This is a genomic window from Poriferisphaera corsica (assembly GCF_007747445.1).
Lineage (GTDB): Bacteria > Planctomycetota > Phycisphaerae > Phycisphaerales > Phycisphaeraceae > Poriferisphaera > Poriferisphaera corsica.
The window spans coordinates 3556582-3570566 of the sequence record NZ_CP036425.1 but is presented as its reverse complement, the minus strand read 5'-3'; the positions used below and the strand labels follow the sequence as shown (position 1 = coordinate 3570566).

Annotated in this window: 9 protein-coding genes; 6 read left to right on the top strand and 3 right to left on the bottom strand. The window is 50.8% G+C overall.

Translation table 11 applies throughout. The annotated features are described in order from the left end of the window. Nucleotides 1-28: 28 nt before the first annotated feature. Nucleotides 29-583, top strand: a complete 555-nt coding sequence (gene pyrE / locus KS4_RS14560) for an orotate phosphoribosyltransferase (RefSeq protein WP_234698809.1) — start codon at nt 29-31, stop codon at nt 581-583. Nucleotides 584-870: 287 nt separating this feature from the next. Here the strand turns inward: pyrE and KS4_RS14555 are convergent, their stop codons facing one another. The 3 genes from KS4_RS14555 to lysA form a co-directional block, all read right to left on the bottom strand. Next, complete coding sequence (locus tag KS4_RS14555; protein ID WP_145079701.1) at nt 871-1155, bottom strand: hypothetical protein; 285 nt, start codon at nt 1153-1155, stop codon at nt 871-873. Between the two features lie 587 nt (nt 1156-1742). Continuing rightward, nucleotides 1743-3545: an ATPase, T2SS/T4P/T4SS family gene (locus KS4_RS14550; RefSeq protein WP_145079698.1), complete on the bottom strand. Its 1803-nt coding sequence runs from the start codon at nt 3543-3545 to the stop codon at nt 1743-1745. A 395-nt stretch (nt 3546-3940) separates the two neighbouring features. Further along, the gene (gene lysA / locus KS4_RS14545) at nt 3941-5242 is read right to left on the bottom strand and encodes a diaminopimelate decarboxylase (RefSeq protein ID WP_145079695.1); all 1302 of its coding nucleotides are present in this window, start codon (nt 5240-5242) and stop codon (nt 3941-3943) included. 345 nt (nt 5243-5587) lie between these two features. On the opposite strand from lysA, the gene KS4_RS14540 reads away from it, so the two are divergent. From KS4_RS14540 to KS4_RS14520, 5 genes are all read left to right on the top strand, one after another. Then, nucleotides 5588-6730, top strand: a complete 1143-nt coding sequence (locus KS4_RS14540) for a PAS domain S-box protein (RefSeq protein ID WP_145079692.1) — start codon at nt 5588-5590, stop codon at nt 6728-6730. A 218-nt stretch (nt 6731-6948) separates the two neighbouring features. Further along, on the top strand, nt 6949-8178 hold the full coding sequence (locus KS4_RS14535) for a cysteine desulfurase family protein (protein ID WP_200761305.1): 1230 nt from the start codon (nt 6949-6951) through the stop codon (nt 8176-8178). Nucleotides 8179-8519: 341 nt separating this feature from the next. Further along, entirely contained in the window at nt 8520-10778 is a 2259-nt protein-coding gene (locus tag KS4_RS14530; protein ID WP_145079686.1) for a glutaminase domain-containing protein, read from the top strand. 179 nt (nt 10779-10957) lie between these two features. Next, the gene (gene ruvB / locus KS4_RS14525) at nt 10958-12049 is read left to right on the top strand and encodes a Holliday junction branch migration DNA helicase RuvB (RefSeq protein ID WP_145079684.1); all 1092 of its coding nucleotides are present in this window, start codon (nt 10958-10960) and stop codon (nt 12047-12049) included. Between the two features lie 76 nt (nt 12050-12125). Further along, nucleotides 12126-13985: a DUF2330 domain-containing protein gene (locus tag KS4_RS14520; protein WP_145079680.1), complete on the top strand. Its 1860-nt coding sequence runs from the start codon at nt 12126-12128 to the stop codon at nt 13983-13985.

Here is a 13985-nt window from a genome sequence, read left to right as displayed (position 1 = left end):
GGACGAAAGTGGGGGGGGATTGTATAGTATGGGCATGACTCATGAAGAATTAGCAAAACGGATCGCGGATGTGGCATTGCTTCACGGTGATTTCACACTGCGAAGTGGGCGCAAATCGAAGTATTACCTCGATAAATATCTGTTCGAGACGCAGGGCGATGTGTTAGCTGCGTTGGGACAGGCTTTTGCTGAGAAGGTGAAAGCGATCGAGGCAGCAGAAGGTTTAACGGTGAATCGCTTGGCGGGCGCGGAGCTGGGCGGGATCCCGATCGTGTCGGCGACGGCGATTTACTCTGGGAAGCCAACGGTGCTGATTCGAAATCAGAAGAAGGATTACGGCACAGCGAAACAGTTGGAAGGGAAGCTGGAGAAGGGGGAGAATGTGGTGATTCTGGAAGATGTGGCAACGACAGGTGGTCAGGTGCTGGAGGCGGCGAAGTTGCTGGAAGGTGAGTTTGGGGTGAAGGTTGTCAAGATCATCGCGACGATCGATCGGCAAGAAGGGGCGCGTGAAAATGTTGAGGGGGCAGGGTACGGGTTTGATGCGCTGTTTACGAAGGCGGATTTGGGGATTGATGAGTAGTGCCGATCATGCTTTGGAGATGGCATCGTTAAGAATGTTGTTTCGATTGAGATACTGAGCGTATATTTTCCAAACACCCTGCCACCAGCGGTGGCGGGCTTGAAAAGAATATGTCAGATTTAAACGTGATGCGGAAGAATCGAGTCGCCCGTTGATAAATGAATGTTAAAGAAAAACAGCACCGGTTTGGGATCGGTGCTGTTTTCGTAGTTGTTGTTCTGTTTGTTGGGGACTGGGGCACAGCATAGCTGGCGATGTTGGGTTGAGGAATGAGTGAGTGGGGGAGGTTAGTTGATGCTGAGTGGCAGTATGGTCCAGTCGTTGTCGTCGTTGTAGCGGAAGCGTGCGACCTTTTCGCGGCCGTGGTAGACGGTCATCTTGCGATAATGGTCAAAGTCGTCGGCATCGTAGTGGAGATGTTCGGCGAGTTTGGCTGCTGCATGTGAAAAGTCGGACTTGATGGCACCATGGGGCATATGAATGCCGGTGGAAGCCAGACGTCGAGGAGGTTCGTCGTTGACTTCGTATAGCCAGTCGTGATCTTTTTCGTCCCAGTAAATCTTAAGCTGCATAGCAACCCCCAATGAGGTAGGAAACTAGTCAAAATACACACGCGCCTCGAAACGGATTACGTGTTCAATTGGTTTGGGACTGTTATAGGTCGTTGCGGCGAAAAGAAAGGCTGGTGTGCCAGTTGCCGTTGCGACTCAGTCGTGTTGACCAAGAGGATTCGCAAACCGCTCTAATCAATGCTAATAGCGCATCGACATGGGTGCAAATGTTTTTTCGGCAAAATTGGAATTAGAAGTTAGTGAAATCCTTTGTTATTGCCAAACTTCTTTTCCTGACTGTTTTTACCGGTATATTTCAACAGAATCATAGGGTGTTTGGTGTGGGGAATGCCGGAGGCGTGGAGAAAATGTTGAGCGTTGGTGTGCGTTTAAGAGGGTAGCATGTTGTGGTGGAGAAGAGGTGGAAAAGTGGTTGATTACGTTGAGCGAGAAGGTCATATAAGTATCAATGCGGATGTTTTATAGTCATGAATGGGGAGAAGCATTAGGTAATAGTATTTAGCTAATGGGTGGATAGAAAAAGGCCAAGCGTGTGCTTGGCCTTGTGTGATTTGAATTAACAAAAAGCGGTTTTGTCGATGGGTGATTTATTCGAAACCAACCACGCGTGCGACTTCATCCCATGAGGTTTCGCCGTTCATGATGAGCTCGATGCCTGCATCCCGGAGTGAGCGGAACATGGTCATCTCGAGGGCTTTGTTGATGGAGGTCATGTTGGGGTTGTTGAGGATGATGTCGCGGAGTTCGTCGTTTGCGACGAGGAGTTCGAAGACGCCGCGGCGTCCTGCGTAGCCTGTGCCGAAACACTGGGGGCATCCGACAGGTACGTGTAGTGGGGGGACCCCTTCGATGGTGCGGCCGATTTTGAGGATCTGGTTGGAGGTGGCTTTGCGTTTCTCTTTACAGTGTGGGCAGAGCGAACGTACGAGGCGTTGTGCGAGGACGATGTTCAGTGTGGATGCGACGAGGTAGGGTTCGCAGCCGAGGTCGAGGAGGCGGAAGACGGTGCCGATGGTGTCTTTGGAGTGAGTGGTTGAGAGGACGAGGTGGCCGGTGGTTGCGGCTTGCATGGCGGTTGTGGCGGTTTCAGCGTCGCGAATTTCGCCGACGACGATGACGTCGGGGTCCTGGCGAAGGCACGATCGGAGGAGTGAGTTGAAGGTTTGTTCGCGGCCATCGTCGACGGGGATCTGGGTGATGCCGGGAAGCTCGTACTCGATGGGATCCTCGATGGTGATGACGTTGCGGATTTGTGCGTTGATTTGGCGGAGGATGGAGTAGAGGGTTGTTGTTTTGCCGGAGCCTGTGGGGCCGCACATGAGCACCATGCCGGTGTTTTGCTTGGAAACGTCTTTGATGTTGTTGAACATCCAGCCGGGGAGGTCGAGATCGCGGAGGCGTTGAGGTGAGTTAACGGGGTCTAGGACACGCAGGACGAGTTTCTGGCCAAACATTGAGGGGGTGAAAGAGACGCGGTAGTCGATGCGGCGGCCGGGGACTTTGGAGGAGAAGTGACCTTCCTGGACGATTGATTTTTTGGAGATGTCGATGTCGCCGAGGACTTTGACGAGTGAGAAGATGCGCCGCATGGTTTCGGTTGTGATGGCACAAACTTCGACCATGGCACCGTCGATACGGAGACGCATGAGGCTGCCTTCACGTTTGGGCTCGATGTGGATGTCGGAGGCTCCGGAACGGACGCAGCCAAAGACAAGCATGCGGAGGATTTGGAGTGTTTCGGCGGTGGCTTGGTCGTCGGCGTCGGCATCGTGGACGATTTGAGCGCGTGCGTTGATGAGTGCGATGGCGGAGGCGTCGAATGGGACGTGGCGGCCGATGGTTGCGAGTGCGGGGATTGAGCCGATGGCGTAGGTTGGGGTGGCGTCTGGTTCGTTGTAGGGGTCGTCATCATCGGCATATGGATCAGTTGCGAGCTGATCGTCGTCGAATTCGACGGGATCGGAGAGGTTGAGTTTGATGCCTCCGGCTGCGGAGGATGTTGTTGCGGCAGATGGCTGCTGTGTGGCTGCGGCAGCTGTGGAAGCGCGGTCAGCGGCGGTGGTTGGTTGGGGGAATGCTTCAGCTTGTTCGGGGATAGCTTCGAGGAATCGGAATTGGGTGTTGCCGATTTGGAAGTACATGCCGTGGTTGAGGTCGACTTTGACGATTTCAAAGCCTTGGATGAGGGTTCCGTTGGAGGAGTTGTGGTCGGCGAGTACGTATCCGCCGGGGGTGAGGGTGATGGAAGCGTGGTGACGTGAGGCGAGATTGTCGTGTGGTAATGGGATCGCGTTGTCGGCGCTGCGACCGATGGTGACGATCTTGCCGAAGGTGGTGGGAAGGGTGAGACGTTTGATGCCTGTGGGTAGTGCGACTTCGATGTGTGGCATGACAACCTCTTGGAAAAACCGTTGATGTGGCCCGGGACGAATGGATATAGGACAGGTGTATGCCCTGTATCCGTTTAGTATGACGTAGGTGATTCGTATTTATTTCAATCACAAGGTCAGGTCTATTTTGCACTTGTGTGGGTTGGATGCAAGGGAGATTGCTAGAAGAGGGGTGATGGAGGCGGAAATTAGCAGAAATGGGGAAAGGTGAGGGATGATCGGGGTGATCGGGGGGATGGATGGAAAGTGGGTGGCATTGGATGGGATGACACCCCCGCACCAGCGGTGCGAGGCTTGAGAAGGCGAGTGTTAGGTGGTTATCAAAAAAGAACCCACACGCTGAGCGTGCGGGCTTGTGTGGTTAGGTTGGTATTTCTTGTGGGGAAAATTGTTGTTTAGAGCAGGACTTGCTCGGTGTCGCGTTCGAGGGCGACGACGTCGTTGTAGGTTTCGCGTTTGCGGATGATGGTGGCGTCTGTGCCATCGACGAGGACTTCGACGGGGCGGGGCATGGCGTTGTAGTTTGAGGCCATGACCATGCCGTAGGCGCCAGCGGTGAAGATGGCGATGCGGTCGCCGCGTTTGACGGCGGGGATCATGCGTTCTTTGGCGATGGTGTCTGAGGATTCACAGATGGGGCCAACGACGTCGAATTTTTCGAGGTTGGGCAGATCCATGTTGTCGGTACGTGCGGTGACCATGTGTTCGGGTGCGACGGCGGTTGGCCAGACGAAGTGGAATGCTTCGTACATGGCAGGGCGGAGGAGGTGGTGCATGCCGGTGTTGAGGATGGCGAACTTTTTGTTGCCGCCTTGTTTGATGTATTGGACATCGCCGACGAGTATGCCTGAGTTGCCGGAGATGGTGCGGCCGGGCTCGATGATGATTTTGAGGTCTTTGCCTTTGATGAGCGGAACGATGGCGTCGGCGTATGTTTTGTATGAGGGCGATTTGCCTGTTTCGTAGTCGGCTGCGTAACCGCCGCCGATGTCGAGTGTGTTGACTTCGAAGCCTTCGGCGCGGAGTTCGTCGATGAGGACGAGTGCTTTTTCGATGGCCATGACATAGGGATCAGGTGAGTAAATGGGTGATCCAATGTGGAGGTGGATGGCGTCGAGGCGGCAGTGCTGGTTTTTGCCGTAGGAACGGAAGAATTGCTTGGCGCGCTCGATGTCGACGCCGAACTTGGTTTCTTTTTTACCCGTGTTGGTTTTAACGTGTGTCTTTGGGTCGTAGATGTCTGGGTTGACGCGAAGAGCACCGTGAGCTTGCTTGCCAAGGGTTTCGGCGATGCGGGCGATGTTTTCAAATTCTTCTTCTGATTCGATGTTGAACCAGCCGATGCCTTCGTTGATGCCGAGGGTGATTTCGGCATCGGTTTTGCCTACACCGGCGTAGACGATTTTGGACATGTCGGCGCCGGCTTGTTTGGCGCGGAAGACTTCGCCGCCTGAGACGGTGTCCATGCCACAGCCGAGTGAGTCCAAGAGTTTGATGATGTGGAGGTTGCCACAGGATTTGATCGAGTAGCAAATGATGGGGTCGACCTCGGCGAAAGCGTCGCGAAGGGCGGTGTAGTGGTTACGGAAGGTTTCTGCGGAGTAGATGTAGGCGGGGGAACCGACTTGGTCGACGAGCTTGTCGACGTTGACAGATTCGCAGAAGAGAGAACCGTTTTTGTAGTTAAATGAATCCATGAGAAAAAGCTCCTTTTCGTCCACACCACAGCATAAAATGCGTCTCCACGGACGAAACTGGTCACAGGCCCGGCGAGAACCGAGCGGATCGGCCAGAACGGGAACAGTATGATAACAGGGTGGGCGGGGTGTGCGAGTATGTGTGTTTGTGGTGGGGATGGTGCGAAGTCCGGGCTATAGTCTGGAGCGTGCTAACCTATCGCTCAACAAAGGTTTACCTGTCTCAGGATTCTCTGATAATCAATACAATTTTAGTTGCCAATTGTGTATGGCAGTCGTTACGATGACGTGTCTGCATATGAGAGTCGTTGCGGTGTATGAATCTTGTTATCAGGGAGCGGTGATATGCCAAGCGATGCTGGGCAAGAGATAACATCCATTGAGCATGATGATGTGAGCAAGCTGACGAGCGATGTGCTTGCGAATAAGAATAAGTATTTCGAGATGCTCATTGAGAATATTGATGACTTGTTTTGGGTATTTGATGTCATCAATCAGCGATCGGTGTATGTGTCGCCGGCGTATCAGAAGATTACGGGCTACGACAGCTCAACGATACTTGATGATTTCAACAAGTTTCGAAATATGGTGCATCCACACGATATTGATATTTTTCAGCAGCTTTACGCGGATGTGAGGAATGCTGAGCCAACGGACATTAATTATCGCATTATTAATGCACGTGGTGATATTGTTTGGTTTCGTTGCCGATCGACACCGATTTTTAATGATGATGGGACGCACACGTTTACGGTGGGAGTTTGTCGAGATATCACAGAGCGGATGGGTTCGGAGCAATCGCTGCGTGAATCGAAAGAACATTATCAGCGTTTGGCGAACTCTAACCGTCAGTTGGTTATGGAAGTGAATCATCGTGTGAGGAACAACTTGGCAGGTTTGCTGAGTTTGTTGAAGCTGACCAGCCAACGGAGTAAGACGGTGGATGGTTTTGCGAATGCGATGCAACGACGTATTCAGGTGATGAGCATGGTGCATGATGCGCTGGCTCAGACGGGATGGGGTGATATTGATTTTCGAGATTTGCTTCGTGGGTTGGCTGTGCCGCGGGATTACATGATTTCACGGAAGCTGAATGTGGTGATTGATGGGCCGGCGGTGATGTTGAAGCCGAGGCAGGTGATGCCGCTGATTTTGGCGCTGCTTGAGGTTTATAATATTGAGGGGCAGGCCATTCCGATTCACCGGGTGAAAGGGACATTGAAATTGATCTGGGAGGTACTGCGTGAGCCAGATCGGCATACTCTGCGGTTGACGTGGCGGCAGAATTTCAGCCATATTAAGGATGGAGAGCGTGGGAGGCATGACTACGCGAAATTGGCAGAAGAACTCGTGCGTGGTTTTGTGGAATATGAGCTAGGCGGAAAGTGTGAACTGTTTGTGAACGGCAATATCAATCATCATATTCTTGAGTTTCCACTGGAGATTGAAACGGTTGATCCGGGTACATTTGCAGGTAGTTTTATATAGAGCTGTAGAGCATTTATCGTAAATATTTTTGCGCTGATTAGCAGGCTGTTGCCTATTTCCTGCATATGTGTTGCGAACCTGCTGATGGTTCTGTTTCTGTGGCGAGTTACTATGCTAAATGCTCTGAATGGTTGATTGGGGTGGTTTGTTTTGACGGTGATTCCGCTCCGGATTGCTGCGGATTAGGGGGTTATGAAACTCGTGGCTACAATAAGGTGATGGATTGGATCTACCTCGATAATAATGCGACAACGATGCCTGCGGAGCCTGTGACGCAAGCGATGTTAGAAATGAGCCAGAGTGGTTGGGCGAACCCATCGTCAGTACACCGGTTTGGGCAATCTGTACGTCAGCGTTTGGAATTGGCGCGAACGCAGGTTGCAAGGCTTATTGGTGGTCGCCCTGCGGAACTCATTTTCACATCTGGTGGTACTGAAGCGAATAATTTAGCGGTGCTGGGGTTGATCAATCCTGCAGGAGCCCCGTCGGCGATCATTACGACGCAGGTCGAGCATTCTGCGGTGCATGGGCCTGTCGATTTTCTAGATAGGCAAGGTTGTGTGGTTGTTAAATTGCCAACTGATATCGATGGTTTGGTCGATTCGAATCAACTAGAGCAGGCGATCAAGGATGTGGCTGGAGCAGAGGCGTTGCCGGCGAATATCCTGATAACGATCCAGTGGGCCAATAATGAGACGGGTACGATTCAGGATATGGAGGGGATTTCAGATGCGATACAGCGAGCCCGTGATTGGACGGATCGTCAGCAGATCAGGACGAAGATTGTTTTTCATGTGGATGCGACACAAGCCGTGGGCAAGTTGTTAGTGGATGTGCAGGCGATGAACCTGGATATGCTGACGTTGGCGAGCCATAAGTTTCACGGGCCCAAGGGTGTGGGGGTGTTGTGGTTGCGGACGGGGATTCGGTTAAAGGCTCAGCAGAAAGGTGGCCCGCAGGAACGTGAGCGACGGGCTGGGACTGAGAACACGATTGGTATTGTGGGAATGGGTGTAGCGGCAGATTTGGCGCGTGCGTTTGTGGGTGATGCTGATGGTATTGAGCGCTTACGTGGTTTGCGAGATCATTTTGAGCGATCGGTGCTGGAGAAGTTGAATGACGTGAGCACAGAGCCGTTGGCTGTGGTTAATTGCGTGGGGGCAGAGCGTTTGTGGAACACGACAAACATCGCGTTTCGAGGACTTGAAGCGGAGGCAATTTTGGTGGGGTTGAGTGAGAAAGGTGTGTGTGCCAGTGCGGGGGCGGCGTGCAGTAGTGGGAGTTTAGAAGCTAGTCCTGTGTTACGCGCAATGGGAATTGCTGAACCCTTGGCTCACGGGTCGGTTCGCTTCTCGCTTAGCCGGTATACGACCGAGGCAGAAATTGAGGATGCAATTGAGACCGTTGTGGCAGTGGTGACGCGGTTGCAGCGTACGATGCCGATTTGAGGACATGTGTGAATTGAGGGAAGTAGCGGGCTTTTTGCGATTTTTCTCAATGCGTGAGATATACTGCAGTACCGCAGTTATTCGGACGATGATTGACCGGTGTGGGTATGAGTATTGTGTTTATGCTTGCACAAACGTGACGATTCGCTCTCAATTGAGTAATCTTTAGAGGAGAAACATGAGTACCTCACAGATGGTTGATCACTTGGCATGTCTTCCCACGATGACGTAGATGACTCGCCCCCTTTCATCTGTTCTGGTTCGCTGGCACAATTCACAGCATACTTATCGCGAATTGGTAAAATACCTGTGATCGTTCAGGGCTCTGGGAATTTAAACCTATGCAATTAATGACGTGGACAATGGCAAGGTTGGGTAGCCGCTTCGGGTTCTTATTTGAACCTTATAAGAAGCGGGTGTTGCATAGCGCGATGGGGCGTTTACTTGATAAGCCTCTTGACTTGCAGGTTGGCCTTGTTGAGCCTGACGGTACACGTCGCGTGCTCCCATTTACAGTTGATGGTAAAGAGCTCTGTAACTGTGAACAATTCGAACGCGTTAATTCCATCACCTACCGCGGTTACTCAGAAGATTATCGTCTTCGCTTCGAGTTTAATGTTCACAGTATCTTCTACCCGCAAGATGAAAAATTGTGTTTGCTTCCCGCGTTTTATCTTGAAATGCGTGTCCACCCAATCGATCGTTGGCGTTGGCGCGAGCATCGCGGTGAACGTCCGGAGCGCGTTAAACTCTTTATCCGTATCAAACGTCCCGACACCGAGCTTTCGGTCAAGGTGGGTGAGGGTGGTAAGAATGGTCAGATCAACCTTGCTTATGAAAATGACTTGATCCCGCAGGATGGTCCTTCTTCAAAAGAAGGTGCAGAACTGGATCCGGTTCATGTTCAGGAACGCATCCTATCCCTCAATCCGGGGTGCGAGGTCATGGATGAAGCGTTTGCGGGCGATGATGGGGTAGGGCTTGAGTATGAAATTCCGATCTCCGAATCGGGATCAGGTATTAAGTGGCGATTGATCTGGGCAGCCTACACACGTGATCCGATTCTGAAAGTTCAAGACGGTTCTGAAATGCGTGACGCAACCTACCGCTATTGCAGCCATTGGTTAGACGTCAACGAGGTTATGGCTGACGCTGTGGCTAATCGCGATGATTGGCTTGCGCATTCACGACGTTTTGAAAAAATCATGGAACAGGCCCCGCTACGTGGGGCTCGTCGTCATCTGATCAATCAGTCTTTCCACTCGTTCCTTGGCAGCACATTCTGGTGTGATATCCGTGACCAGAAAGGGCCGATGAAGCAGTGGTTCTCTGTTTGGGAAGGTAACTGTACCTATCATTCGGCGCTGGATGTTGAGTATAATGTTTCGCTTTGGTATCTCACGCTTTGGCCGCGGTTGCTTGCGATGCAGATTGATCAATGGGCAGCTTTTGAAATTCCACACGAACCCTCAGGTGGTTCGTATATGCCACACGATCTTGGGGTTGGGACTCAAATCACTGGCCAAGCTTATCCGCACGACATGCCTGTTGAGGAAGCGACTTCATTCCTCCTTGTTTTGCAGGCATATATGCACTGGACGGCCGACCGCTCTGTCGCGCATCGTCATCAAGGCCTCATCGAACGACTTGCGACATATCTCAAATATGTGGATCGGGATGGATCTGGATTCACTTCTGAAGGCAATGCGAACACGATTGATGATGCGAATCACGCAACTCAGTTCGCGAAAAAGCAGACTTATCTTGCAGTCAAGCGCGTTGCTGCACTTCGTGCGGTCTCAACGATTCTTCAGCAAACGCCTAACAAGGAGTTAGCCAAAGAGTGTGAAGAAATCGCGGAAGATGCGATTACGAAAATTGAACGCTCTGCTTGGCTGGTTGATCATTATGCGGTCTGCCTTGAAAAAAATTCATTCGGTATGATCGATGATGCAACCGGCGAGATGGTAACCTTTAATCAAGATTCTGGCTGGGATGCCTATTCCATCTATTCTGCGAACGGTACTTTCCTTCCGCACATCATTGGGCAGCCTGATATTCTCGATCTCAAGCGTGTTAAAACCGACATCGTTGCTGCGATCCGAGAGAATAACTCTCAGTACGGTAATGGACACACTTCTGCTGAACCTGATAATGTTTGGGTTTCGCAAAATATGTGGCGTGATCATCTTGCTGTTTATCTGCGGATTCCAGCCGGTCATGCCCAGTGCTATTGGGACATGCAGATCATGTCCAATACGCGATACCAATCGTTCGGCTACATTGACACTTACGTCAATAATCAGCTTGCTTTCTACCCGCGCGGTGCGGTAGCAATGGGCTATCTGTTATCAGGCCCACGTTTAATTATTGACCGCCTTGCTCCTGGTGGTGCTTATATTACTGTTGAGCCGAACCGCAGCACGCCCCAGCGTTGGCCCCTCCTTCCGCTTGCAGACTGGAAAGCGAATAAGATTCCAGTTTGTGTTATCGATCCCAACGGTAACGTTAATATCGAAGGCGAAATCGACCCAATCATCGTCCACGGCAACCAAGTGTCTGAAGATGATGAGGACAAAGGCAAAAACCTCATCGGATAATCCTCTTGTTCTCGTCGAACTTTGCACATTGATTGCAGTTGCGAACTAATCAGTTCAGTTTCCTTGTTACGTGATTTACATCAGCAATTTGCGGCTTTTTCGAGGGGCAGCAACCCTAACTTTTTGCTAAAATAGTCTTTGTTCATTAACACCAACGATCATTTTACCCGCGAGTACGCATGGCCAAAGAACGTATCATCTCCGCCGCGACCACCACGCAACAAGAGGAAACCTTTAACCTCTCACTGCGGCCGGAATCGCTCCATGATTATGTCGGCCAACCCAAGCTTGTCGAAAAACTTTCAATTACACTCGCTGCCGTCAAGCAGCGCAAAGAGCCAATGGAGCATGTTCTGCTTCATGGCCCTCCCGGGCTCGGAAAGACCACTCTGGCTCATATCATTGCCAACGAAATGGACACCCACGTCACCGTCACCGCAGGCCCCGCTCTTACCAAGCCCGGTGATCTTGTCGGCATCCTCACCAAACTTCAACCACACGATGTTCTCTTTGTTGACGAAATTCATCGCCTCCAGATTTCATTGGAAGAATACCTCTATTCAGCGATGGAAGATTTCAAAATCGATGTTCAGATCGATCAGGGGATGCACGCTAAAACCATAACTTTGCCCATCAAACCTTTTACGCTCATCGGTGCAACCACTCGAGCTGGTATGATCTCGGGCCCCATGCGTTCTCGCTTTGGTATCACGCATAATCTTGAGTTCTATTCTGAGTCTGACCTTCTTGCCATCCTCACGCGCTCGGCTCGCCTCATGAATCTTATACCGTCTAATAGTGACTTAGAATCTATTGGCGATACTTCTAACCTTTCATCTGATATTCTGAACGCATTATGCGCGATTGCCTCTCGTTCACGAGGTACACCTCGTATTGCAAATCGCTTACTTCGGCGTGTTCGTGACTTTACACAGGTTAAAGCTGGTGGCGAACTCACCCCGGCTGTTGTCGATGCGGCGCTTAGCCTTGAGGGTATTGATAGCCTTGGTATTGACGATCTCGACCGTAAATATATGCAGGTTATCGCCGATGTTTATGACGGCGGTCCTGTCGGACTCGAGGCGATCGCCGCAACACTTGGCGAAGACGCTGGTACACTTGAGGAAGTTGTTGAGCCGTACCTTTTGCAAATCGGTTTCCTTGCTCGCACACGCAAAGGCCGCCAACTTACCACAGCCGCGGCACAGCATCTTGGCCTTCGGATCAGCACGTCACAAAACCCCGCAGATCTATTCGCACTGGAAGATTAGAATTAATATGACTTTGTAGTACATTGCGTATAGCATATCATGAACGCATCGCCAACCACTTTTCCGGAGCAGTGCAATGCGTCACCTAATCACATTCATGATTCTCGTTTTGATTTCACTTTGCCTATCACCGCAGGTTGTTCATGCAGATGGCAAAATTTTCGCACGCCCCAATTTCGCGAAACTCCCCGTCCCCGAGCAGCAAGCCATCATCATCTACAACGATCAAACCCAAACTCAATCCCTCATCATCCAGACGCATTTCATCACCGAAAAACAACCTCAAGATATCCCCGCTGAATTCACATGGGTTGTTCCCCTTCCCGCCACACCGACCATCACCGTAGCCGACCCCAACTTTTTTGAATCACTGCAAATTAAAACAAGACCATACGTCATCTCTGAATCAGAAATCACGCATTATTACATCGGCATCGCATTTCTAACACTATTCTACATCATCGGTATCTACCGATATCAAGCCCTCAAGCGTCAGCATGATTCAAAAGCCGCCGCTCGAAAAGTGGTGTTCTGGAACGCGCTTTTCGTTTGCGTTTGCGTGTTTGTGTTGATCACCATATTTTTGCCCGCATTAGGTGCTGCTCGCCGTTCTCTTTCCGTCATACCCCCCAATATCGACATCACTTCACGTCAATCCGTCGGCCCATACAACATCACCACAATCACCTCCCAAACCTCTGCCGCCCTTATCGACTATCTAAACGATAACAACTACCGCATACCTTCCGAAGCTCAGCCCGTCATCGAAAAATATGTCAGTCAAAACTGGAACTTTGCATGCATCACACTCAAACCTCAATATAAAAACCAATTCGCTTTTTCACCCACACCGCTCAATTTTACCTTCAAAACCGCAACTCCCGTTTACCCCCTCGCACTCACCGCCGTCGAAAATGAAGCTTGTGCCATCGACCTTTATATCTTCGCTCACCAAAAAATGTCCGCCGATGGCTTTCAGCCTCAACGCGCCGCCGCCATTAATTTTGAGCCGTTTGAAAATTATGGCTACTTTCATGACTCACATACAACCGAATCAGAAATCCAACTTTTTTATCCGCCTTACATCGATACGATCAAACAAGTTCTGGCTCAAACGCGATCTTCCGAGGATGATCACACTTTTTATGTCATCGCCGAAGACCGCGCCAAGCCGCTTGTTATGCTCACCAAGCTAAGCCGCACTTTCCAGCCCGGCGAAATGAAAGACGATGCGTATCTGACAAATATAATCGCTTCACCTTATCTGCCAAAATATCATTCCACCGCTGCCGCATCGATCAAGGCAATCAATCTCGCTACCCTCGTCTTCGCAATACCCTTCATTCTCATACTTTTCATCGGCGACAAACCCATCACGACCGCAAAGCTCAAATATATTTTATCCCTCGCGATCATTGCCTTCGCCGTATACATCGTTAAATACAACAGCACCGATTCAATCCCCTCCTCATCGACTCGCTTGCACCCATTTCAACTCGCCAGCGAGCAACGCTATTTCTACTCAGGCCTCTGGCAACTTCTCAACTCACATGATAATGAGCCCCAACACCTCAACCACCAACTATTACAACACGTGGCTTCTCAGTTCCAAAAATCAAACGTCAAAACTTCAATCAAACCCGACACCCCTCCAACTCTCGAATCCGTCAAGCAATGCGTCGAAGAAATCATCGCCCATCCCATTGCTCATTTAGTTGACTATCATCAAGATTTGCATGCAGATCTAGACATGCTTCAGCTCATCAATCCGCATCACGACCCCAACTCATCTTCTTTGCCATACCGCTACGGAGCTGTCCCCGCCGGCTACATCATCAATACCGACAAAGACGGCCATTTCCAAATCGTTTTCTTCAACCAATTCGCCGCACCTTCCCAAGCCTACCCTCTTTTTGAATCACAAAAGACCCCGTAG